This is a genomic window from Microbacterium martis, from assembly GCF_047246685.1.
GTDB lineage: Bacteria > Actinomycetota > Actinomycetes > Actinomycetales > Microbacteriaceae > Microbacterium.
On sequence record NZ_JBFOKT010000003.1, the window covers coordinates 64346 to 85627 of the forward strand.

The 21282-nt window shown below is 69.5% G+C and carries 23 protein-coding genes and 1 tRNA gene; 11 read left to right on the forward strand and 13 right to left on the reverse strand.

Going from position 1 to position 21282, the window contains the following annotated elements; genetic code table 11:
- Nucleotides 1–23 precede the first annotated feature (23 nt).
- Nucleotides 24–626: a nitrobindin family protein gene (locus AB3M90_RS13885; protein ID WP_412952891.1), complete on the reverse strand. Its 603-nt coding sequence runs from the start codon at nucleotides 624–626 to the stop codon at nucleotides 24–26.
- 148 nt (nucleotides 627–774) lie between these two features.
- Nucleotides 775–1065, reverse strand: coding sequence for a hypothetical protein (locus AB3M90_RS13890; RefSeq protein WP_412952894.1), 291 nt, complete (start codon nucleotides 1063–1065; stop codon nucleotides 775–777).
- 76 nt (nucleotides 1066–1141) lie between these two features.
- On the opposite strand from AB3M90_RS13890, the gene AB3M90_RS13895 reads away from it, so the two are divergent.
- The 8 genes from AB3M90_RS13895 to AB3M90_RS13930 all read left to right on the forward strand — a co-directional run bounded on the left by AB3M90_RS13895 (nucleotide 1142) and on the right by AB3M90_RS13930 (nucleotide 10324).
- Complete coding sequence (locus AB3M90_RS13895; RefSeq protein WP_412952896.1) at nucleotides 1142–1825, forward strand: winged helix-turn-helix transcriptional regulator; 684 nt, start codon at nucleotides 1142–1144, stop codon at nucleotides 1823–1825.
- Between the two features lie 50 nt (nucleotides 1826–1875).
- On the forward strand, nucleotides 1876–4041 hold the full coding sequence (locus tag AB3M90_RS13900) for an RNA degradosome polyphosphate kinase (protein WP_412952899.1): 2166 nt from the start codon (nucleotides 1876–1878) through the stop codon (nucleotides 4039–4041).
- Nucleotides 4038–4976 (forward strand): NUDIX hydrolase, encoded by a 939-nt coding sequence (locus AB3M90_RS13905; protein WP_412952902.1) that lies wholly within the window; start codon nucleotides 4038–4040, stop codon nucleotides 4974–4976. The genes AB3M90_RS13900 and AB3M90_RS13905 overlap by 4 nt, the downstream gene beginning before the upstream one ends.
- Nucleotides 4977–5117: 141 nt before the next feature.
- The gene (gene pstS / locus AB3M90_RS13910) at nucleotides 5118–6221 is read left to right on the forward strand and encodes a phosphate ABC transporter substrate-binding protein PstS (protein WP_412952904.1); all 1104 of its coding nucleotides are present in this window, start codon (nucleotides 5118–5120) and stop codon (nucleotides 6219–6221) included.
- 129 nt (nucleotides 6222–6350) lie between these two features.
- Nucleotides 6351–7319 (forward strand): phosphate ABC transporter permease subunit PstC, encoded by a 969-nt coding sequence (pstC, locus tag AB3M90_RS13915; RefSeq protein ID WP_412952907.1) that lies wholly within the window; start codon nucleotides 6351–6353, stop codon nucleotides 7317–7319.
- A gap of 1 nt (nucleotide 7320) precedes the next feature.
- Nucleotides 7321–8430: a phosphate ABC transporter permease PstA gene (gene pstA / locus AB3M90_RS13920; protein WP_412952909.1), complete on the forward strand. Its 1110-nt coding sequence runs from the start codon at nucleotides 7321–7323 to the stop codon at nucleotides 8428–8430.
- Nucleotides 8431–8469: 39 nt separating this feature from the next.
- Nucleotides 8470–9249 carry a phosphate ABC transporter ATP-binding protein PstB gene (pstB, locus tag AB3M90_RS13925; protein ID WP_412952911.1) on the forward strand — a complete coding sequence of 260 codons (780 nt, stop codon included), beginning with the start codon at nucleotides 8470–8472 and terminating at the stop codon, nucleotides 9247–9249.
- 202 nt (nucleotides 9250–9451) lie between these two features.
- Complete coding sequence (locus tag AB3M90_RS13930; protein WP_412952914.1) at nucleotides 9452–10324, forward strand: type IV toxin-antitoxin system AbiEi family antitoxin domain-containing protein; 873 nt, start codon at nucleotides 9452–9454, stop codon at nucleotides 10322–10324.
- 98 nt (nucleotides 10325–10422) lie between these two features.
- Here AB3M90_RS13930 and AB3M90_RS13935 read toward each other — a convergent pair whose 3' ends face one another.
- The 4 genes from AB3M90_RS13935 to sigK all read right to left on the reverse strand — a co-directional run bounded on the left by AB3M90_RS13935 (nucleotide 10423) and on the right by sigK (nucleotide 13452).
- Nucleotides 10423–11307: an aminodeoxychorismate lyase gene (locus AB3M90_RS13935; RefSeq protein WP_412952917.1), complete on the reverse strand. Its 885-nt coding sequence runs from the start codon at nucleotides 11305–11307 to the stop codon at nucleotides 10423–10425.
- A 176-nt stretch (nucleotides 11308–11483) separates the two neighbouring features.
- Nucleotides 11484–12113 (reverse strand): DNA-directed RNA polymerase subunit beta, encoded by a 630-nt coding sequence (locus AB3M90_RS13940; protein ID WP_412952919.1) that lies wholly within the window; start codon nucleotides 12111–12113, stop codon nucleotides 11484–11486.
- 29 nt (nucleotides 12114–12142) lie between these two features.
- Nucleotides 12143–12856, reverse strand: coding sequence for an anti-sigma factor (locus AB3M90_RS13945; RefSeq protein ID WP_412952922.1), 714 nt, complete (start codon nucleotides 12854–12856; stop codon nucleotides 12143–12145).
- Nucleotides 12853–13452: an ECF RNA polymerase sigma factor SigK gene (gene sigK, locus AB3M90_RS13950; protein WP_412952925.1), complete on the reverse strand. Its 600-nt coding sequence runs from the start codon at nucleotides 13450–13452 to the stop codon at nucleotides 12853–12855. The genes AB3M90_RS13945 and sigK overlap by 4 nt, the downstream gene beginning before the upstream one ends.
- Before the next feature lie 185 nt (nucleotides 13453–13637).
- Here sigK and AB3M90_RS13955 point away from each other — a divergent pair, with 185 nt between their 5' ends.
- Complete coding sequence (locus AB3M90_RS13955; protein WP_412952928.1) at nucleotides 13638–14294, forward strand: fasciclin domain-containing protein; 657 nt, start codon at nucleotides 13638–13640, stop codon at nucleotides 14292–14294.
- A gap of 918 nt (nucleotides 14295–15212) precedes the next feature.
- Nucleotides 15213–15758 (forward strand): type 1 glutamine amidotransferase domain-containing protein, encoded by a 546-nt coding sequence (locus AB3M90_RS13960; RefSeq protein ID WP_412952931.1) that lies wholly within the window; start codon nucleotides 15213–15215, stop codon nucleotides 15756–15758.
- Here the strand turns inward: AB3M90_RS13960 and AB3M90_RS13965 are convergent, their stop codons facing one another.
- On the reverse strand, nucleotides 15759–16283 hold the full coding sequence (locus AB3M90_RS13965; RefSeq protein WP_412952934.1) for a CGNR zinc finger domain-containing protein: 525 nt from the start codon (nucleotides 16281–16283) through the stop codon (nucleotides 15759–15761).
- 26 nt (nucleotides 16284–16309) lie between these two features.
- On the opposite strand from AB3M90_RS13965, the gene AB3M90_RS13970 reads away from it, so the two are divergent.
- Nucleotides 16310–16522 (forward strand): hypothetical protein, encoded by a 213-nt coding sequence (locus tag AB3M90_RS13970; RefSeq protein ID WP_412952936.1) that lies wholly within the window; start codon nucleotides 16310–16312, stop codon nucleotides 16520–16522.
- 8 nt (nucleotides 16523–16530) lie between these two features.
- Here the strand turns inward: AB3M90_RS13970 and AB3M90_RS13975 are convergent, their stop codons facing one another.
- From AB3M90_RS13975 to AB3M90_RS14000, 6 genes are all read right to left on the reverse strand, one after another.
- Complete coding sequence (locus AB3M90_RS13975) at nucleotides 16531–17166, reverse strand: M23 family metallopeptidase (RefSeq protein WP_412952939.1); 636 nt, start codon at nucleotides 17164–17166, stop codon at nucleotides 16531–16533.
- Nucleotides 17163–17696 (reverse strand): DUF1697 domain-containing protein, encoded by a 534-nt coding sequence (locus AB3M90_RS13980; protein WP_412952941.1) that lies wholly within the window; start codon nucleotides 17694–17696, stop codon nucleotides 17163–17165. Before AB3M90_RS13980 ends, AB3M90_RS13975 begins: the two co-directional genes overlap by 4 nt.
- A complete protein-coding gene (locus AB3M90_RS13985; RefSeq protein ID WP_412952944.1) occupies nucleotides 17693–18274 on the reverse strand; it encodes an isochorismatase family protein in 582 nt (193 codons plus the stop codon). The genes AB3M90_RS13980 and AB3M90_RS13985 overlap by 4 nt, the downstream gene beginning before the upstream one ends.
- A 67-nt stretch (nucleotides 18275–18341) precedes the next feature.
- Nucleotides 18342–18414 (reverse strand) — tRNA-Thr (locus AB3M90_RS13990).
- 84 nt (nucleotides 18415–18498) lie between these two features.
- On the reverse strand, nucleotides 18499–20055 hold the full coding sequence (locus AB3M90_RS13995) for an alpha/beta hydrolase (RefSeq protein WP_412952945.1): 1557 nt from the start codon (nucleotides 20053–20055) through the stop codon (nucleotides 18499–18501).
- A complete protein-coding gene (locus AB3M90_RS14000; protein ID WP_412952948.1) occupies nucleotides 20052–21209 on the reverse strand; it encodes a DNA polymerase III subunit delta' in 1158 nt (385 codons plus the stop codon). Before AB3M90_RS14000 ends, AB3M90_RS13995 begins: the two co-directional genes overlap by 4 nt.
- Between the last annotated feature and the right edge of the window lie 73 nt (nucleotides 21210–21282).

Genomic DNA, 21282 nt, shown 5'->3' on the forward strand with positions numbered 1-21282 from the left:
TGCCGATCACGGCCGCGGCCGCCTCAGACCTTGGCCAGACGCGCCGAGGCGTGGGCGCGCAGCGGTGTGCCGAGTGCCGCGATGTCCCACGCCCACAGCAGATGACCGTCGACCAGTCCGTACATGCGCGAGGCGGCGCCGTATTCCTTCGTGCCCGCAGCGCGGACCACGGCATCGGATGCGATGTCCACGCGGGGCCCGTTGATCTCGCCGAGATAGAACTCGAGCATGCCGTCGGAGTGCGCGAGCGACACCTCGATCGGGAAAGCGCCGTTCTCGGCGCGCAGGGCCTCGACGTCGTGCACCGTCCGCGCGACCGTCTCGGCCTGCGGCGGAAGCAGTGCGGGACCGGCATCCGCTGCCGTGGCGGGACGGGAGAGGCGCCAGAATCCGGTCTCCGCCGTCAACGGGATCGATACCGCGTGGTCGTCCCCGGTGAACGTGGCCGTTCCCGCATAGTTGAGGAAGGGGCCGCCGTCATGGCTGAAGCTGACCCGGTGCGTGAACTCGCCCTGCAGGCGGTCGTCGCCGACCGGGTAGTCGATGACCCCCGTGCCCTCCCACACGCCGATCAGCCACGCGAGCGGCGCGAGGTCGGCGGGGAGGTCGGTGGGCAGTTCGAGCACGATGCGTCAGCGCTGACCGCGGAAGAGATTGCGCAGCACCACGGCCGAGACGAAGACGATAGCGAGGCTCGCGAGGCCCAGCAGGCCGATGTAGAAGATTTCGAGCGCCATGAGGTCCATGCCACCAGCTTACCTCGCGGCCGGACGGTCAGGACGGGAGGAGGGCGGCGAGGCCGAATCCGATGGAGATGAGTCCCATCAGCAGCAGCGCCCCCGTGACGCTGCCCGCCACGCGGAAGATGAAGCCCTGCGTGCGGCCGTACCAGAGCTGCACGGCGAACGACAGGAGCACCACTGCTCCGAAGGCGACGAGAAGCCAGGGGATGCGCCACTCCTCCGGCACGAAGACCCCGACGGCGACCGTCGCGACGAAGGCGACCGCCCACACGGCGACGACGCCGACGAAGGCGTTGCGCGGTGCGAGGGCAGGTTCGGTCATGACACCATTGTTGCGCATCGGCTGCCGGTATCATGGCGGCACGGCGTCGACTCCCCGTCGCCGGTGAGGAGTGCGCGTGGCCCTGGTGCTGGTTCTGACCAACGCTCCACTGTCGGAGCAGGTCCTCCCCGCCCTCGAACTGCTCAGTCACCGCGTGCGACCGATTCCGGCCGAGCCGGCGCAGCTGGTGAACGCACCCGACTACGACGTCGTCATGGTCGACGGCCGTCACGACCTCGCCGGAGCGAAGTCGCTGTGCCGGCTGCTGCGCGCGACCGGTCAGGACGCGCCGCTCCTTCTCGTGGTGACCGAGGGCGGCATGAGCGCCCTGTCGGGAGACTGGGGCATCGACGATGTGCTGCTCGCGACGGCCGGCCCCGCCGAGATCGACGCGCGATTGCGTCTCGCCCTCGCCCGCCGCGACGAGGTCGCCGAGCCTTCGCGCGTGCAGGCCTCTGGCGTCACCATCGACGAGCAGTCCTACTCGGCGAAGCTGCGCGGCAAGCCGCTGGACCTCACCTACAAGGAGTTCCAGCTCCTGCACTTCCTCGCCACGCATCCGTCACGGGTGTTCACCCGTGAGCAGCTGCTCAGCGAGGTGTGGGGCTACGACTACTTCGGAGGCACCCGCACCGTCGACGTGCATGTGCGGAGGCTGCGGGCGAAGCTGGGCGACCAGGAGCACATCATCGGCACCGTGCGCAACGTCGGCTACCGCTTCAACGTCTACGAGGACGAGAGCATGGTGGCGGCGCGCTAGCGACGGCTCCGTTCACACGCGCGTCACCTCGCGGTGCTTAGATGTACCCCATGATCGATCCCGCACTCACCGATGCCGGTCTCGGTGACGCCGAAGACGACGACTTCGACGCCGTCGAATCGCCCGACGCCCTGCTGCCCGACCACCGGTACCTCGACCGCGAGCTGAGCTGGCTGGCCTTCAATCAGCGTGTGCTGGAACTCGCCGAGGATCCGTCGCTGCCCGAGCTCGAGCGGGCGAACTTCCTGGCCATCTTCGCCAGCAATCTCGACGAGTTCTTCATGGTGCGCGTCGCCGGCCTCAAGCGCCGCATCATGACCGGCCTCGCGGTGCCGACCAACATCGGTCGCTCCCCCATCGACGCGCTCGCCGACATCTCGCGCGAGGCGCACGCGCTGCAGCTGCGCCACGCGGCTGCCTGGACCGACCTCGTGCGTCCCGCCCTCGCCGACGCCGGGATCGAGATCATCGACTGGAACGAGCTGACCGACGACGAGCGGTCCGCGCTGTCGGACTACTTCGGCGCACAGGTGTTCCCGGTGCTGATGCCCCTGGCGGTCGACCCCGCCCACCCGTTCCCGTACATCTCGGGGTTGTCGCTGAACCTCGCGATCCGCATCCGCAACGCCCGAACCGGCCGCCAGGAGTTCGCCCGCCTCAAGGTGCCGCCCATGCTGCCGCGGTTCGTCGAGGTCCCTGGCAACAGCGAGATCAAGCGCTTCCTGCGCCTGGAGGAGCTGATCGCCAACCACCTGGGCGACCTCTTCCCCGGCATGGAGGTGCTCGACCACCACGCGTTCCGCCTCACCCGCAACGAAGACGTCGAGATCGAAGAGGACGAGAGCGAGAACCTCATCCAGGCGCTCGAGGCCGAGCTGCTGCGACGCCGCTTCGGTCCGCCGATCCGGCTCGAGATCACCGACGACATGGACGAGGTCACCATGGACCTCCTCGTCCGCGAACTCGACATCACCGACCTCGAGGTGTACCGGCTTCCCGGACCGCTCGACCTGCGCGGACTGTTCGATCTGTCACGCCTCGACCGCCCCGACCTGCGCTACCCGCCGCACCTGCCGACCACGGCTCTCGCGTTCCAGCCCACGGGCTCGAACACCCGCGCCGACATCTTCAAGGCGATCCGCAAGTCCGACGTGCTGGTGCACCACCCCTACGAGTCGTTCACGACGAGCGTGCAGGCGTTCCTCGAGCAGGCCGCGCGCGACCCCCACGTGCTCGCCATCAAGCAGACCCTGTACCGCACGTCGGGAGACAGCCCGATCGTCCAGGCCCTGATCGACGCGGCCGAGGCGGGCAAGCAGGTGCTGGCCCTGGTCGAGGTCAAGGCGCGGTTCGACGAGGCCAACAACATCGTCTGGGCGCGCAAGCTCGAGAAGGCCGGCGTGCACGTCGTCTACGGCCTGGTGGGACTGAAGACCCACTGCAAGCTCGCGCTCGTCATCCGCGAGGAAGACGGGATGCTGCGCCACTACTCGCACGTCGGCACGGGCAACTACAACCCGAAGACGAGCCGCATCTACGAGGACTTCGGGCTCTTCACGGCCGACGCGCAGGTCGGCAAAGACCTCACCCGGCTGTTCAACGAGCTGAGCGGTTACGCGATCGAGAAGAAGTTCAAGCGGCTGCTCGTCGCCCCCCTGCACCTGCGGAAGGGCCTGGTCCGGCTCATCGACGCCGAGCGCAAGAACGCGGTGGCGGGCAAGCCGTCGCACATCCGCATCAAGGTGAACTCGATGGTCGACGAGGAGATCATCGACGCCCTGTACCGTGCGAGCGCCGCAGGGGTGAAGGTCGACGTCTGGGTGCGCGGCATCTGCAGCCTGCGCACCGATCTCGAGGGCATCAGCGAGAACATCACCGTGCGCAGCATCCTGGGCCGGTATCTGGAGCACTCGCGCATCTTCGCGTTCGAGAACGCCGGAGACCCGCAGGTGTACATCGGCAGCGCCGACATGATGCACCGCAACCTCGACCGGAGGGTCGAGGCGCTGGTGCGCGTCAGCGACCCCGCGCATCTGCAGGAGCTGCAGTCGTTCTTCGACCTCGCGATGGACGCCGGCACCACCTCGTGGCATCTCGGCGCCGACGGGGTGTGGGAGCGCCACGCCGAAGACGCCACGGGCAAGCCGCTCGTGGACCTGCAGGATAAGACCATGGGGTTGATCCAGCGGCGGCGCCGCGCGCGGGCGGTGCGATGACGGAGAAGGCCGTCTACGCCGCCGGCGCCGTGGTCTGGCGGCTCGTCGACGGAAAGCTCCGGATCCTGCTGATCCACCGCACGAAGTACCGCGATGTCACGCTGCCCAAGGGCAAGGTCGATCCGGGCGAGATGCTCGCCGAGACCGCGGTGCGCGAGGTGCTCGAAGAGACCGGCATCCGCGTCGCTCTCGGCGTTCCGGTCGGGGTGAGCCGGTACCACCTCGCGTCGCGCAAGCAGAAGGTCGTCCACTACTGGGCGGCCGAGGCGACCGACGAGGCCATCCGCGAATCGACGTTCGTGCCGAACCGCGAGATCGCGGCGATCGAGTGGGTGAGCGTGAAGAAGGCGCGCGCCAGGCTCAGCTATCCGGTCGACCTCGAGATCCTCGACTTCTTCACCCACCTCGTCGACGACGGGGTGCTGCGCACCTTCCCCGTGATCGCGCTGCGCCACGGGAAGGCCCTCCCCCGCTCCGAGTGGGACGGCGCGGATGCGGCACGTCCGCTCACCGAGCGCGGCCGGAGGCAGGCGGAGTCGATCGTGGGGCCGCTGCGCGCCTTCGGCGTGCGCAAGATCGTCACGAGCGACGCGGTGCGATGCGTCGAGACGGTGCGCCCCCTGGCTCGCTCCCTCGATCGCAAGCTCACGAAGACCGGCAGGATCAGTCAGGACGCCTGGGAGGACGACACGGCCGACCTGCGCGCCGTCGTCGGCCGCCGCGTGCGGGCCGGCAAGCCGGCGGTGCTCTGCAGCCACGGCCCCGTGCTGCCGGGACTCCTGTCGGAGATCGCTCTGGCCACCGGGACCATCCAGGGCTCGTACCTCAGCAGTGCCGCCGATCTGGTGCCCGGCGCGTTCTCGGTCGTGCACCTCTCGGCGACCAACCCCGGCTCCGGCATCATCGCCATCGAGAGCCACGTCCCCAAGGTCTGACACCGTCGCAGCGCCGCCCCAGAGAGTCGCCCGGCGTTCACCTCCCGTTCACCTGCGCGGGAGAGTCTCGTTAACCGCCGCACTTAGCGTCACTGTGTGCCCTGCACCGGGCCCTACCCCTCCAAGATCGAAGGATCCACAGTGAAGATCTCCCGAATCGCACGTATCGGCGCCATCGGCGCCGTCGCCGCTCTCGCGCTCGCCGGCTGTGCCGCGAACGAAGGCGGCACCGGCGGCTCCAGCGATGCGCCCTCCGACTCCACGCTCTCGGGCATGATCGAGGCCACCGGCGCCTCGTCGCAGGAGGCCGCTCAGCAGGCCTGGGTCGCCGCCTTCCAGACGGCCAACCCCGACGCGACCGTCAACTACACCGCGACCGGCTCCGGCACGGGCCGCGAGAACTTCCTCGCCGGCTCCTCCAACTTCATCGGCTCGGACCGCGCGTTCAACGCCGACGAGCTCGCCGCCGGCGGCTTCGGCTCCTGCGCCTCCGACGAGATCGTCGAGATCCCCGTCTACATCTCCCCCGTCGCCGTCGCCTTCAACCTCGAGGGCATCGACGAGCTGAACCTCGACGGCGCAACGATCGCGGGCATCTTCGCCGGCACGATCACCAACTGGAACGACGAGGCCATCGCCTCGCAGAACGAGGGTGTCGAGCTGCCCGATCAGGCGATCGTCCCCGTGCACCGCGCCGACCCGTCGGGCACCCAGGAGACCTTCACCAAGTACCTCAGCGCCGTCGCCCCCGACGTGTGGACCCACGAGGCCAGCGACGAGTGGCCGCTGCAGACCGGTGAGGCCGGCGACGGCACCTCGGGCGTGGTCAACGCCATCACCAACGGCGTCGGCTACATCGGCTTCGCCGACGCGTCGCAGGCCTCGGAGCTCGGCCAGGTCGCCGTGCAGGTCGAGGGCGAGTACGTGCCCTACTCGGCCGACGCCGCTGCGGCGCTGGTGGCCGCCTCGCCGCTCGAGGAGGGCCGCTCGGACCACGACCTCGCCTTCGACGTCGACCCGGCCGCCGCACCCGCCGGCTCGTACCCGATCGCCCTGGTGTCGTACCTGGTCGGCTGCGTCGAGTACGACGACGCCGAGGTCGCCTCGCTCGTCAAGGCGTACTTCGAGTACGTGGCGTCCGAGGAGGGCCAGTCCGCCGCGTCGGAAGCCGCCGGCAGCGCACCGATCTCGGCCGAGCTGCGCGAGCAGGTCACCGCCGCGATCGACGCGATCGTCACCGAATGACCCCCCTCTCAGCCCTGAGCTGAGAGCGCCCGTCGCCCCCGCGTGCGCTGGTCGACACGAGACCGGCACACGCGGGGGCACCCGCATGAAAAGCCCGCACGTCCCTTCGAGCACCGTGGAGCAGCCTCGATGACCATCACCACGACGGACCCCGAACCCGTCCGCTCGACCGCGTCGCGCCCCGGCCTCCGCCGCCGCGGAGACCGCGTCTTCTCGGGCACCGCGCTCGGCGCGGGCATCATCATCCTCGTCACCCTGGCCGCTGTGGCGATCTTCCTGATCCTCCAGGCCATCCCCGCCCTGGCGCCCGACAGCTCGGGCAACCACATCCTCGAGGGCCAGTCGTTCCTGTCCTGGGTGTGGCCGTTCGTCTTCGGCACCCTGTGGTCGAGCCTCATCGCCCTGGTCATCGCCGCGCCGATCGCCATCGGCATCGCGCTCTTCATCTCGCACTACGCCCCGCGCCGCCTCGCCGGCGTGCTCGGCTACATCATCGACCTGCTGGCCGCCGTGCCCTCGGTCGTCTTCGGCCTCTGGGGCGCCCTCACCTTCGCACCGATGCTCGTGCCGTTCTACAAGTGGCTCAACGAGAACCTCGGCTGGATCCCGCTGTTCTCGGGCACGCCCTCGGGGACGGGCAAGACCATCCTGACGGCATCCCTCGTGCTCGCGGTCATGATCCTGCCGATCATGACCGCGATCTGCCGCGAGGTCTTCCTGCAGACGCCTCGCCTCCACGAGGAGGCGGCCCTCGCCCTCGGCGCGACCCGGTGGGAGATGGTCCGCATGGCCGTGCTGCCCTTCGCCCGCAGCGGCATGGTCTCGGGCGCGATGCTCGGTCTCGGTCGGGCGCTCGGCGAGACGATGGCGGTGACTCTCGTGCTGTCGCCGCTGGGCATCGTCACCTTCAACCTCATCAATCCCGAGAACCCGACGACGATCCCGGCGATCATCGCCCTGCGGTTCCCCGAGGCGCACGACGAGGGCGTCAACACCCTCATCGCCGCCGGTCTGATCCTGTTCATCGTGACCTTCGCGGTCAACTTCGTCGCCCGCTGGATCGTCTCGCGCCGCGCCGAGTTCTCGGGAGCCAACTGACATGACCACCACCGCCCTCGCACCGAACCCGAGCCCCACACCCGCCACGGCGTCGCCGTCGACGACGGCCGGGCATCTGCCCACCTGGGCGCCCTGGGCGCTGCTCGCCGGATGCTTCGCCGTCGCCGCCGTGATCTTCACCTTCGCGAACATCGGCGGCGACCCGGCCGACTTCAACATCGCGATGACGCTCGTCGTGGGGATGCTGCTCTACATGGCCGCGATCTATCTGCTCTCGGCTGTGGCGGAGAGCAGACGGCACGCCATGGACCGCCTGATGACGGCCCTGGTGTCGTCGGCGTTCGTCGTCGCCCTGCTGCCGCTCGTCTCCCTCCTTTACACCGTCGTCGTCAACGGCCTCACCCGGTTCGACGGCGAGTTCTTCAGCTTCTCGATGCGCAACGTCGTGGGCGAAGGCGGCGGGGCGATCCACGCCATCTGGGGCACCGTGCTCATCACGCTCGGAGCGACGATCATCTCGGTGCCGATCGGCCTGATGACCTCGATCTACCTCGTCGAGTACGGCGAGGGACGCCGGCTCGCGCGGGGCATCACGTTCCTCGTCGACGTCATGACCGGAATTCCGTCGATCGTCGCGGGTCTGTTCATCTACTCGGTCTTCGCCCTCCTCCTCGGCCCCGGCACACGGATGGGCATCATGGGCTCACTCGCCCTGTCGGTGCTGATGATCCCCGTCGTCGTCCGCGGGTCGGAGGAGCTGCTGCGCATCGTCCCGAACGAGCTGCGCGAGGCGGCGTACGCCCTCGGCGTCCCGAAGTGGCTCACGATCATCAAGGTCGTCATCCCCACCGCCATCGCCGGCATCACCACGAGCATCATGCTGGCCATCTCGCGCGTCATCGGCGAGACCGCGCCCCTGCTGCTCACAGTCGGCATCGTGCCGAGCATGAACCTCAACATGTTCGCCGGGCAGATGGCGACACTCCCCGTGTTCTCCTACATGCAGGCCAAATACCCCGGCATCCCCGCCGATGCGTTCATCGAACGCGCCTGGGCGTCGGCGCTCACGCTCATCGTGATCGTCATGCTGCTCAACCTGCTGGCGCGCATCGTCGCCAAGGTGTTCGCCCCGAAGACCAGCGGTCGCTGAGCGGCCCCCGTTCCCGAGTCAACAAGAAGGATCTCTCAGATGTCCAAGAGCATCGAAGTCAACGACCTCAACGTCTACTACAGCGACTTCCTCGCGGTCGAGGGCGTGAACATCGACATCAAGCCCAACACCGTGACGGCGTTCATCGGTCCGTCCGGCTGCGGCAAGTCGACCTTCCTCCGCACCCTCAACCGCATGCACGAGGTCATCCCCGGTGCCCGCGTCGAGGGCGAGGTGCTGATCGACGGCCAGAACCTCTACGGTGCCAATGTCGATCCCGTGCTCGTGCGCCGCCGCGTCGGCATGGTGTTCCAGCGCCCCAATCCGTTCCCGACCATGTCGATCAAGGAGAACGTGCTCGCCGGCGTGAAGCTCAACAACGCCCGCATGGCGAAGAGCGACCAGGATTCCCTCGTCGAGCGCTCGCTGCGCGGCGCGAACCTGTGGAACGAGGTGAAGGACCGCCTCGACAAGCCCGGATCGGGCCTCTCGGGCGGCCAGCAGCAGCGCCTCTGCATCGCGCGTGCGATCGCCGTCTCCCCCGACGTGATCCTCATGGACGAGCCGTGCTCCGCGCTCGACCCGATCTCGACGTTCGCGATCGAGGAGCTGATCGCCGAGATCAAGCAGCAGTACACGGTGGTCATCGTCACGCACAACATGCAGCAGGCGAGCCGCGTGTCCGACAAGACGGCGTTCTTCAACATCGCCGGCACCGGCAAGCCCGGCAAGCTCATCGAGTACGACGACACCAGCACGATCTTCACGACGCCGTCGGTGCAGGCCACCGAGGACTACGTCTCCGGCCGCTTCGGCTGAGCCGCGTTCTCGGGGGTGTGCCGGATGCCGGATGCTGCGGCATCCGCACGGCGTGTCGCCGGGCTTCGAGGCCCGACACTCCGGCCTTCTTCCGGCATCCGGGCCGCGCGACTGTTCCTGCACACGTCGGCAGATCCGACGTCCCTCTCCCGGACGGGGGTCACGGTCCCCGGGCAGGACGATCCGAGCGGATGCTGGGGCGATGTCCTTCCGTCGTGCCGACGCAGCGCTGGCGAGGCACGGCCCCGTCGCCCGGACGCGCGACCTCGCCCATGCCGGGGTCACGAAGCGCGAGCTGACACGGGCGGTCGCGGCGGGCGAGGTACGGCGTATCCGGCAGGGGGTCTATGCCCTGCCGGACACCCCGGACGCGCTCGTGCACGCCGCGGAGCACGGCGGCGGCCCCGCGTGCACGACGGCCGCACGGCTGCATGGTCTCTGGGTGCTCGAGGTCCGCGACCGTGCGCCGTCCTTCCACGTGTGGCTGGGACGTCGAGGCGATGCGCACGGATGCACCCGCGCCGGCTGCGCCTCGTCGCTTCGCATCCACTGGGATGCCGGTACCGCGCTGGTCGGCCGTCTGCCGCCGGTCGAGAACGTCCTGCTGCAGGTGGCGCTGTGCGAGGGCGAGGAGGCCTTCTTCGTCGCCCTCGAGTCGGCGCTTCGCCAGAGCCTCCTGCCGGCGCCGAGGCTCAGATGGCTGGGAGCACGACTCCCCCGACCCCTTCGCTGGCTCCTCGCCTTCGCGCGCGCGGACGCCGACAGCGGCCTGGAGTCGCTCGTGCGCCTTCGGCTGCACAAGGAGGGCATCGCGGTGCGGACCCAGGTGCTCATCGACGGGGTCGGCGAGGTCGACTTCCTCCTCGACGACCGGATCATCGTCGAGGCCGACGGCCGGGCGAATCACGACGATGCCGTGGGCACGCCGGCGGCGACGTCGAAGCGGCACAAGGACCTCCGGCGCGATGCGAGGGCGGCAGCGCGCGGCTACGAGACCCTGAGATTCGACTACGCCCTCATCGTGCACGAGTGGCCGACCGTGCTGGCCGCGATCGTCGCGCGACTCGAGCGCTGATCACGCGCGACCCGGATTCCGGACGGATGCCGGCGTGTCGCCGCCAGTCGCCCGCGACACGCCGGACCGTGGCCGCGGCATCCGGAATCCCGCCGGGTTCACTCGCGCGGCGAGAGGAGGTACGCGTTCATCTCGTCGGTGAGCACCCGGTCGACGGGCAGCGCGGCCCCGTCGACGGCCGTGATCGCCACCGCCAGGCGCACGCTCGAGACCAGCCACGCGGCATCCGCCCGAGGCAGATCGGATGCCGCGATGCGGTCGTAGCCCACCGCGAAGCCGCGCTCCGCGAGGTGCTCGTAGACGCTGAGCTGCGTCGTGCCGTGCAGGATGCCGCCGTTCGGCGCCGGGGTCACGAACCGGTCGCCGAAGCGGAGGATGAGCGAGGCGGTCGGCGCCTCGAGCACGTAGCCGTCGGTGGAGAGGAAGATCGCGTCGTCCGCGTCACGACGGTGCGCCTCGCGCAGCGCCGCCATGTTCACCGCGTATGACAGCGTCTTCGCGCCCAGCAGCAGCCAGGGCGCACGTTCCGCGGCGCCGAGGTCGTACCCCCGGTCGAGGGTGACGACCCGCACTCCCTCGGCGCGCACGCGGCGGAAGTCGGATGCCGGTGCCGCCGTGACCCAGGCGGTGGGGGTGGGCCCGTGCTCGACGCCACGGCTCAGGATCAGCTTGATGACCGCCTCGCCCTCGCCGCACCGGGCCGCGGCCTGCTCGATGGCCTGCCGCCACTGCGAGAGGTTCGGGGCGGGGAGGTCGCACAGCCGCGCCGAGTGCGCGAGCCGCTCGAGGTGCGGCACCACCTCCTGCGCATGGCCGTCGACGACGCCGATCGATTCGAACACCCCGTCGCCCCGCTGCGTGCTCAGCTCGCCCACGCTCAGGGCGGGTGCGGCGGCATCCACCGCCGTGAAGGTGTCGCGGAAATCGGAGCGGACCTCGTCGGCGGCGATGGGATCGATCATGAGTGCGAAGCGGCGGTCCATGCTCCGAGCCTACGGTCCCGGGAATAGCCGGCGCTCGCCCGCGTTACAATGGACAGGCCGGGCCGCATAACCCCGGGCTCCAATATTCGCCGCTTCGAGCGGCCTTCCGCCGAGAGGCGTTCTTGCGGCCCGGTCTTCTTCTTTCCGGGCGCAGGCCGAAGCCTCGGGCCGAAACCTCAGGCCAGCGAACCCATCCGCCACAGCACCGCCGCGGCCGAGAGATCCTGCCCGTAGCTGCTGAGCCGCAGCGCCCGCGTCGTCAATTCGCTGGCCCGCGCAGGCTCCGTCGCCTCGTAGTCGTCGGCGAGGTGCGTGGCACCCGACGCCTGCACGCGACAGAAGGCCGCCGCGCGGTCGAGCGCGACCGCGAAGTCGCCGCGGAAGGCGCCGCGGAGGATCGTGTCGATGAGGGCGACCAGTTCGTCGGGGTCGGCCGGCACCGGTGCCCCGGCGATGACGGCATCCGCCGAGGGCAGTTCGACGCGGCCGCGTTCGTACAGCAGCGCGGCCGTGCGCGGATCTCCGTGGATGGCGAGCTGCAGAACGTAGAGCCGCCAGAGCGCTCCCGGCAGCGTGCGCGACGGCGCCTTCGCCCACAGTTCGGCGATCTCGTCGATGCCGTGCTCGGCGGTGAAGGCGACGAGGCGCTCGGCGCTGGCGCCGCTCTCGTCCGCCCGTACGCGGGTGAGCAGAGCGGATGCCGTGGCATGGGCGACCCGCGTCTCCTCGGCGGGATCGTGCGCGCCGACGATGTTGTCGAAGGCGCTGGTGGGCCGACGGACGGGGCGGTGATGCTGCTCGGGCATCGAACCAGGCTACCCGCGTTCGGGGGCGCTCAGGCCGTCGGGATGACGATGAACGGGTCGCTCGTCGGGGTCCCGGTGGGTGATCCTCCGGCCTGCTCCACCGTGACGGCGATGACGTCGCCGGCCTGCATGTCTCCGTCGAGCGCCGCCGTCGCACGGCCGTCGTCGACGTCGAAGACGCCCGCCGGAATGGCCGACTCCCCCCGGACGAACCAGAGCTCGTAGGTCTTGCCGTCGGCCGGAGCCGGGATGCCGTCGGTGACGAGCACCGCGGTGCCGGTCGAGGCCGACCAGTGAGCGGTGGCCGACCCGCCGTCGGGCAGTTCGACCGTGGCCTGCTCGGCATCCGATGACGCCTGGATCTCCTCCAGCGCGATCACCGACGCCGGTCGGTTCAGCTGCCCGTTGATGGCGACCGCCGCGATGCCGACACCGACGAGGAGAGCGAGGCACGCGGCGAGCGCGAACACCACGCGCGTCCAGCGACGGTTCGGCGCGGGCGCTGCGACGCCCTCCTGCGGCGTCTCAGCGATCTGCGCGAGCAGCGCGGCGCGGATGCCGGCGGGCGGAGCCGCGGGAGCCGCGGCCGCCGACAGGGCCACCGCGGTCTCGGCATCCGCCTCGGCGATCGCGCGCCATTCGGCATGACGGTCGAGTGCGTCGCGGAAGCGCCGCTCGTCGTCGGGCGACAGCGCGTCGAGCGCGGCACCGGCCGCGAGTTCCGCGAATTCCTGCTCGTTCATGCTGTCACCCCCATGGCTGCTCGAAGACGGCTGAGTCCGTCTCGCATCCGTGTCTTGATCGTCCCCAATGGCGCTCCGACGAGCGCCGAAATCTCGTTCTGACTGTAACCGCCGTAATACGCGAGGACGAGCGCCTCGCGCTGCACTTCGGGCAGACCCGTGAGCGCCTCGACGACCTTGCCGCCGTCGATCCCGAGCTCCACCTGCTCGGCGACACTGTCGTGCGCCACCCCGATGTCTCTCAGTCCTGCCCGCACGTCACGGTCCGCACTGGACTGGGATGCGCGCACCCGGTCCACGGCCCGACGATGTGCCATCGTCATCACCCAGGCTCTTCCTTGCCCTCTGTTCGGAGCGAAGCGCGAAGCGGATTGCCAGATCTCGAGAAAGACCTCCTGCAGCACCTCCTCGCTCTGGGAGCGATTGACCACCACGCGGAGGATGAGTCCGAAGACCCGTGCGGAGAGGCTGTCGTACAGCTCGGCGAAGGCGCGCTGGTCGCCGTCCGCGATGCGCACGAGGAGTTCGGCGACCGCATCGCTCGCCGTGCCGTCCTCGGGCACGTCCATTCCGTCGATGACCATCCCCTCCAGCATGCCGTATAACGGTCGATATCCCGGCAGCCGTCACCTGATCGTGAGCGAATGCGCCCCGATTCTGCGCGGGAGAAGGCCGTCCGCATCGATCGATGCGAAATTCCTCCCATCCGATGCCGCAGGGGCTCCGAACAGATGTCGACGCCACGGAGAGGCCGTGGCCGAAGTCTCTGAAGGAGCTCGAGATGTTCAGCACCAAGAAGAAGGTCACCGCAGCAGTCACCCTCACGCTGGCGAGCGCGTTCCTGCTGTCCGCCTGTTCGATGGGCAGCACTACCGCCGAGGAGTCGACCGAGCCGATGGCGCCCGAGACCTCCGAGGCCGCGCCCGAGACGATGGACCCGGCGATGAACCTCGTCGGCCCCGGCTGCGCGGCGTACGCCGAGGCGGTGCCGGACGGCGCAGGCTCGGTCGAGGGCATGTCGAAGGACCCGGTCGCCGTGGCCGCCTCGAACAACCCGCTGTTGAAGACCCTCGTCGCGGCGGTCAGCGGACAGCTCAACCCCGACGTCAACCTGGTCGACACTCTCAACGGCGACGAGTTCACCGTCTTCGCGCCCGTCGACGACGCCTTCGCGAAGATCGACCCGGCGACCATCGAGGGCCTCAAGACCGACAGCGCCACGCTGAGCTCGATCCTGACCTACCACGTGGTTCCCGGCCAGATCGCCCCCGAGGACATCGCCGGCATGCACACCACCGTGCAGGGCGCCGACCTCGAGGTGACCGGCAGCGGGGACGAGTGGATGGTCAACGACGCCAACGTCATCTGCGGTGGAGTCCAGACCGCGAACGCGACCGTGTACCTCATCGACACGGTCCTGATGCCCCCGGCGCAGTAAGCGCGGGGCACCCTGACGGGTAGGGACGCCCGTCAGCGCCTTCCCCCACCGAGGGGGAGGGGCGGGGAAGGGAGAAGGGGCCGCCGGTGATGGTGTTCATCGGCGGCCCCTTCTCGTGCCCACTAGACTGGCAGCACGGGCCTTTAGCTCAATTGGCAGAGCAGCGGACTTCAACAGAATAGGAGCGCCTCGGGGGAAACCTCGGGGATGACACCACTCAAAGTCGGGGAACCCTTCCTGGGAGACCAGATGGCAATCCCGAGCCAAGCCGGACCCCGGTCCGGAAGGTGTAGAGACTGGACGGGTGGCACCTACAGCGAGAGCCAGGGTGAAGGGACAGTCCAGACCACGAACGCCCACCGGCGGCGGCGAAAGTCGAAGTGGCACGTTAATCCGCGGGTTGTGGGTTCGATCCCCACAGGGCCCACCCCGTTCGACCGACCCGGCCAGACGCTCGTCCCGGTGTCGGAGGCTATCGATAGCATCCCTTCCACGACCGGGGCGGGGAGACAGATGAGCGGATCACGCACCCCGACCCGACGATGAAGCGCTGCTGCACCTGCGCGGAGCTCACACCGCTCACAGAATTCAACCGGAAGTCTTCTCGCGCCGACGGACGCCAAGAAGCGTGCCGAGCGTGCAACCGCAGCTCCTCACGAGCGTATTACCAGCAGAGGCGTGAGCATCGGAAGATGCGACGTACGATGCCGGAACTGCCATGCCATCGCGACATACGAGCGTATGGGAAGGAATTGGCGATCGTCGGCCATGACGAGCGACGGCACGGGGCCCACCCCTGATCCGCCGGTATCACTGCGAGGCCCGTCCGGCCACCCCCTTCTCGTCCGCGGCGGTAGGCGGGAGGGTCGTGTCGTCCCCGGGAATCCGAGGACGACACTCCCCACGAAAGGACGAACGATGACTCTCACCGGCAGCCGAGTGGCCTTCCTGGCGACGGACGGATTCGAAGACAGCGAGCTGACCAGCCCGTGGGAGGCCGTGACGGCGGAGGGCGCCAGCGCCACGATGATCGCGCCCGAGAGCGGGAAGATCACGGGGAAGAACGGGCATGAGCAGTCGGTCGACCTGACGGCCGGCGATGCATCGGCCGAGCAGTTCGATGCGCTTGTGCTTCCGGGAGGCGTCGTGAACGCCGACCACCTCCGTCTCGACCAGCCGTCGATCGACCTCGCGCGGGCCTTCTTCGAGCAGCACAAGCCCGTCGGCGTGATCTGCCACGGCGCCTGGATCCTCATCGAAGCCGGCGTCGTCGACGGTCGCACGCTGACGAGCTACCCGAGCCTGCGGACCGACCTGCTCAATGCGGGCGCGACGTGGGTCGATGAGGAGGTGGTCGTCGACGAGGGCCTCGTCTCCAGCCGCACACCCGACGACCTGCCCGCCTTCAACGCCAAGGTGGTCGAGGAGATCGGCGAAGGCAAGCACTCCGGTCAGACCGCCTGATCAGCCTCGGGCGCCCCGTGCACGATGACGCCGCACCGCCGCACGATTCGCGCAGCGCACCGAGCAGAAGCGCTGACGGCCGTTGCGCGTCACATCGGCGACGACGCGCGTGCACGGGGCCGCCTGGCAGCGGCCCAGGCGCCCCATCCCCCGCGTCACGAGGTGCAGCGACGTCCCGACGCTGATGACGGCCCGCAGCACGTACGGAAGCGAACGCACGTCGTCTCGGTAGTGCAGGTGCCATCCTTCGCCGTCGTGATTCGTGAGCTGCGGAAACGCGGCGGCGGCGGCGAGTTGTGCGTTCAGGAGCGCGGCCCGCGCGTCGGGATCGTCTTCGTCGACGATCCGCAGCCAGTCGTCGATGACGCCCCTGACCCGGGCATGATCATCGGATGCCGGCGGGAAGGTCTGCGTCATGCCGAGTTCGAGCGTGCGCCTCTCGATGCCGTCGCGGTCGTCCGGCCAGTCGTTGGCGAGCGACGCGGCGAGCAGCACCGCATACTCACCGTAAGGGTTGAGATGCATAAGAGCATTACATCACGCTGGGGTGCATGACCTTCCCGCCCACTCTGCCCGTCCCCCGCATCGCCCCTCTCCGAGCTCATGAGCACGCCTGGCTCGTCGAGTCGCGGCATCGCACCAGCGACGGAACAGTGCTGTACGTGCGCTGCGCGTCCTGCGCCGTCCGGCGCGTCGACCTGCAGGCGCATCCGCACGTTCCGCCCGCAGCGGCGAGCGCCGTCTTCGGCGACGCACACGTCTGACGCGGCCGTCATCCGGCATCGACGATCTCTCCGTTCGCCGGCACCCGGACGCGGCCGTCCGGATGGCGGAAGACCAGCGGGATGCCGCGCGCGTCTCGCTCGAGCGACTCCGACACCTGAACGTGCACATGCGGTTCGGTGCTGTTGCCGGAGTTGCCGCACTCCCCGATCGGCTCACCGGCAGCGACGTGCTGGCCCCGCCGCACGAGGATGCTGCCTGCCCGCAGATGGGCGATGAGGACGATCGCGGAACCCGCCGAGATCGCGACATGATTGCCCGCGATGGCCGCCGCTCCCCGGCGGATGCGCGAGCGCTGCGTGAGGGCATAGCTCAGGAGGGAGAACGCCGACCGGCGGGCCACGTGATCTTCTTCGCCGTCGACCGCCACGATCACCTGGCCCGAGACCGGGGCGAGCACGCGCTTACCGAATCCCGCGAAGATGTTCGCCGGCTCGGTGCCGAGCAGGCTCGCGATCGACCGCCGCGCCCGTCGGCCGTCCGCTCCGAGAGGAACGAAGTCGATCGCGTGCGACGTGCCGAAGAGCCCCGTGCCGTGACTGGGAACGCGGGATGCCGGGCTGTTCTGCACCAGCCACCGTCCGGAGAACGGGAAGCGCAGCTCGACGGCATCCGCTCCGTTCATGCGGTCAACTCGATCAGCCGGCGGACCGTTCGCAGATTGCGGGCGGTGCCGTCGACTCCGAGGGCGCGATCGAGCACCGAACGGGTGAGCTTCGAGGAGGCCACCCCGCCATCGCCGTAGTCGATCCACAGATCGTCGCCGACGAGGTCGAGTCGCTCGCCGGGCTGCAGACGCTCTCGCAGCGCGGCGACGGCGCCCGGCCGCGCCGGCCCGGCCAGGAACATGGCGTGCACGTACTTCGCCTCTCCCTCGGGGAAGGGCTGCGCCCGCTCCGATTCGACGAGCTGATCGTGCGAGCGGTGCACCACCGGGGTGTCGACACCGAACTCGTGGGCGATGGCCCTCCGCACGGTCTCGCAGGCAGCGGCGGTGTCGGGGGGCGTCGCGCAGACGATGTTCCCGCTGGCGATGTAGGTCGACACATCGGCGAGATCGGTCTCGGTCGCCAGGACCTCCCGCAGCCGGGCCATCGGCACGCTGTTGCGGCCGCTGACGTTCACGGCGCGCAGCAGCAGGACGCTGCGGCTCACGCGTCGACGCTCTCGAGCAGCTGCGCGCCGGCGTGCGCGAGCTCGGCGAGCGCCGCTTCGCTCGACTCCGCACCGACGCCGGCGACGAGGTCGGTGAAGACCCGCACCTGCACGCCGTGCGCGATGGCGTCGAGGGCAGACGCGCGCACGCAGTGATCGGTGGCGATGCCGACGACGTCGGCGCCGAGCACGCCGGCCTCGCTCAGCACGGCGCCCACGGTCGATCCCTCGTCGGTCACGCCATCGAACATCGAATAGGCCGGGCTTCCCTGCCCCTTGCGCACATGATGCGTCACGGGGTGCACGGTCAGGAGCGGGTCGTACTCGGCGCCCGCGGTTCCGGCGACGCAGTGCGGAGGCCACGTGTCGACGTAGTCCGGCGTCTCATGGAAGTGCCCGTCGTTGTCGCCCTCGGCATGGTGCCAGTCACGCGACGCGACGATGACGGCGTAGTCGTTCGCATGCGCGTCGAGGAACTCGGAGATGGCGGATGCGACGGCGTCGCCGCCCGTGACGGCGAGGGCACCGCCCTCGGTGAAGTCGTTCTGCACGTCGACGATGAGGAGGGCTCGGCTCATGCTTCGAGAGTACGCCGCGCAGACGAGGAAAGGCCCCGTGATGTTCTTCGCATCACGGGGCCCTCGGAGCCGCTTGTCAGAATCGAACTGACGACCTTTTCATTACGAGTGAAATGCTCTGCCGACTGAGCTAAAGCGGCGTGCGACGCGTGAGCGGCGCGATCACCGATATTACCCTGTCTCGTGCCCGGTCGCGAATCGAGCGGGCGCCGCGATCCGGTGCGTCACTCGCAGCGCAGGCCGTCTTCCGGCACCAGGTCGTCGATCAGATAGGCCTCGACCGCCTCATCGACGCAGGCGTTGCCCTTGTTGTATCCGGTGTGTCCTTCTCCGACGCGGGTGATGAGCACGCCCTCCTGCAGCTGAGCGGCCAGCGACTCCGACCATTCGTACGGCGTCGCGGGGTCGTTGGTCGTTCCGACGACCACGATGGGACCGGCTCCGTCGGCCGCGATCGCGCCCCGGGTGCCGGTCGGCGGGTAGGGCCACACCTCGCACGCATCCGGCCCGGTCCAATACGGCGCGAGGGTCGGTGCACCCTCGGCGATCCGCGCCTCGGTCGCCTCCGCCGCGGCCGGATCGTCTTCGAGCGGGTAGTCCATGCAGTTGTAGGCGCGGAACGCCTCTGACGAGTTGTCGACGTAGACGCCGTTCTCCCGGCCGTTGTACCCGTCGGCCAGGAGGAATGCCGTCGTGGGATCGCCCTGGAGGGCCTCGGTCAGGGCCTGCGTCAGGTAGTCCCAGCTCTCCTCGGAGTACAGCGGATAGATGATGGCCGTCAGCAGCGCATCGGCCCCCATGAGTCGCCCGTCGCCGTTCCTCAGCGGAGTCCGATCGGCGCTGGCGAGGAGCGCACCGAGATCGACCATGGCTTCGTCGACCGATCCGTTGAACGGGCAGCCGCGCGAGTCGAGACAGTGCTGCATGTAGGCGCGCAGCGCCGATTCGAAGCCCAGCGCCTGGGTCGCCCCGACCTCGAGTCCCGGGATCGACGGGTCGACGGCGCCGTCGAGCACGAGACGCCCGGTCTTCTCGGGGTACAGCTCGGCGTACGTCGCGCCGAGGAAGGTCCCGTAGGAGTACCCGAGGTAGTTGAGCTGCGTGTCGCCCAGCACCGCGCGGATCAGGTCCATGTCGCGGGCGGAGTTGACCGTCGTGATGTAAGGCAGGATGCCGCCGCTGTTCGCATCGCACGCCTCCGCGAAGGCTTCGTGGGCGTCGAGCAGCTGCGCCTCCCACTCGGCCGTCCCCCGCTTCGCGCTCGGGATGCCGTAGAGGTACTCGTCCATCTCGGCCGCGTCGTAGCAGGTGACCGCGGTCGACGCACCCACACCCCGCGGATCGAAGCCGATCACGTCGTAGTTCTGGATCACGTCGGCTCCGACGACGAAGTCGAGGCTGTTCAGGATGAAGTCGACCCCGCTCGAGCCCGGTCCGCCCGGGTTGGTGAGCAGCGAGCCGAGGGCGGTCCCCTCCGCCTGATGGCGCACCACCGAGAGCGTGATCTCGCCGTTCGCCGGGTTCTCCCAATCGAGCGGGGCGGTCACCTCGGTGCAGTCGAAGCCGGTGCCGCATCCGCTCCACTCGAGGGTCTGCGAGTAGTACGGAAGGAGGTCGGCGGCGACGCCCTCGGTATCGGGCGCCTGCGTCGACGACGGCCGCGGCGCGGCCTGCTCGGGGATCATCGCATACAGGCAGCCCGAGAGGGCGACGGATGCCGCTGCCAGGCCCGCCACGAGGGCGACGGCACGCCGGAAGCGCGAAGTCGATCGGTGTCTCACGGTTTCCTTCCGCTCGCGATCGTCACGAGCAAGCTCTCCAGGGCGAGCAGCGGGGCGACGTTGCGCTCCAGCGACTGCCGCGTCTCGGCAAGGTGGTCCAGCACGACAAGAGTACGCGCCGCCGGCCAGGCGGACGCCAGGGCGGCCAGCTCCGGGCGCAGTTCGCTGTTGATCAGGTCGTCGCCTTGGCCGAACTGCAGCATCACGACATCGCGGAAGAGCGACTGCAGGTCGGTCAGCACCCGGTCGATCCCGTCGCGCAGGCTGCGGGTGGCCCGCTTCTTCTGGTCGTCTTCGAGCGCGCTGAGCTGCGTGCGCAGCGCCGGCGGCACAGCCTGCCCCTCGGCGATGCCGACGGTGCGAAGGAGCGAGGAGCGCTCTTCGGCGTCGCGCTCCGCAGTGAGGGCCTTCGCATCTTCGGTCGCGGCCTGGATGATGCGACCGGCCACCTCGACGGCGTCTCCCACGCCGCGCACGCTGAGGACCGAGCGCAGCGTGTCGTCGCGTCGACGGCGCGCCGACTCGTCGGTGGCCAACCGCTGGGCCATTCCGATGTGGCGCTGAGCGTGACGAGCGGCCTGTTCGGCGACGGCGGCGTCGACTCCGGTTCGCAGGCTGATCAGGCGCGCGACGTCGGCGGCATCCGGTTCGCGCAGTCGCAGCGAGCGCACGCGCGAACGGATGGTGGGCAGCAGGTCGGCCTCGCTCGGCGCGCACAGGATCCACACGGTCTGGTCGGGGGGCTCCTCGAGGGCTTTGAGCAGCACGTTCGACGTGCGCTCGACCATGCGATCGGCGTCTTCGACCACGATCACCCGATATCGACCCGCCGACGGCGCGAAGTAGGAGCGTTCGACGAGCGCCCGCGCCTCGGCGATCGTGATGATGACCTTGTCGGTGCGCAGCGCGGTGACGTCGGGGTGGGTGCCCGCCAGGACCTGACGCATGGTCGCCTCGTCGTCGGGGTGGTCGGCGATCAGCGCGGCGGCGAAGGCGTGCGCGAGCGTCGAACGGCCTGAGCCCGGCGGTCCGGTGATGAGCCAGGCGTGCGAGAGCGCCTCGGGATCGGATGCCGCGGCCCGGAGCGTCTCGACCGCCGCGTCCTGCCCCCACACATCGCCCCAGGGGAACGGGGCGGCGACGGTCTGGGGCATGTCCTCACTCTAATCGGGAGCACCGACACCGGCCGCACCTGGCCAGGCAGCCGCCGCCAGGTGGCGCATATCG

Coding starts and splice junctions, on each gene's coding strand:
- AB3M90_RS13890 (WP_412952894.1), bottom strand. CDS start 1,065: ATGACCGAACCTGCCCTCGCACCGCGCAACGCCTTCGTCGGCGTCGTC.
- AB3M90_RS13900 (WP_412952899.1), top strand. CDS start 1,876: ATGATCGATCCCGCACTCACCGATGCCGGTCTCGGTGACGCCGAAGAC.
- AB3M90_RS13905 (WP_412952902.1), top strand. CDS start 4,038: ATGACGGAGAAGGCCGTCTACGCCGCCGGCGCCGTGGTCTGGCGGCTC.
- pstC (WP_412952907.1), top strand. CDS start 6,351: ATGACCATCACCACGACGGACCCCGAACCCGTCCGCTCGACCGCGTCG.
- pstA (WP_412952909.1), top strand. CDS start 7,321: ATGACCACCACCGCCCTCGCACCGAACCCGAGCCCCACACCCGCCACG.
- pstB (WP_412952911.1), top strand. CDS start 8,470: ATGTCCAAGAGCATCGAAGTCAACGACCTCAACGTCTACTACAGCGAC.
- AB3M90_RS13930 (WP_412952914.1), top strand. CDS start 9,452: ATGTCCTTCCGTCGTGCCGACGCAGCGCTGGCGAGGCACGGCCCCGTC.
- AB3M90_RS13935 (WP_412952917.1), bottom strand. CDS start 11,307: ATGGACCGCCGCTTCGCACTCATGATCGATCCCATCGCCGCCGACGAG.
- AB3M90_RS13940 (WP_412952919.1), bottom strand. CDS start 12,113: ATGCCCGAGCAGCATCACCGCCCCGTCCGTCGGCCCACCAGCGCCTTC.
- AB3M90_RS13945 (WP_412952922.1), bottom strand. CDS start 12,856: ATGAACGAGCAGGAATTCGCGGAACTCGCGGCCGGTGCCGCGCTCGAC.
- sigK (WP_412952925.1), bottom strand. CDS start 13,452: ATGCTGGAGGGGATGGTCATCGACGGAATGGACGTGCCCGAGGACGGC.
- AB3M90_RS13955 (WP_412952928.1), top strand. CDS start 13,638: ATGTTCAGCACCAAGAAGAAGGTCACCGCAGCAGTCACCCTCACGCTG.
- AB3M90_RS13960 (WP_412952931.1), top strand. CDS start 15,213: ATGACTCTCACCGGCAGCCGAGTGGCCTTCCTGGCGACGGACGGATTC.
- AB3M90_RS13965 (WP_412952934.1), bottom strand. CDS start 16,283: ATGCATCTCAACCCTTACGGTGAGTATGCGGTGCTGCTCGCCGCGTCG.
- AB3M90_RS13970 (WP_412952936.1), top strand. CDS start 16,310: ATGACCTTCCCGCCCACTCTGCCCGTCCCCCGCATCGCCCCTCTCCGA.
- AB3M90_RS13975 (WP_412952939.1), bottom strand. CDS start 17,166: ATGAACGGAGCGGATGCCGTCGAGCTGCGCTTCCCGTTCTCCGGACGG.
- AB3M90_RS13985 (WP_412952944.1), bottom strand. CDS start 18,274: ATGAGCCGAGCCCTCCTCATCGTCGACGTGCAGAACGACTTCACCGAG.
- AB3M90_RS14000 (WP_412952948.1), bottom strand. CDS start 21,209: ATGCCCCAGACCGTCGCCGCCCCGTTCCCCTGGGGCGATGTGTGGGGG.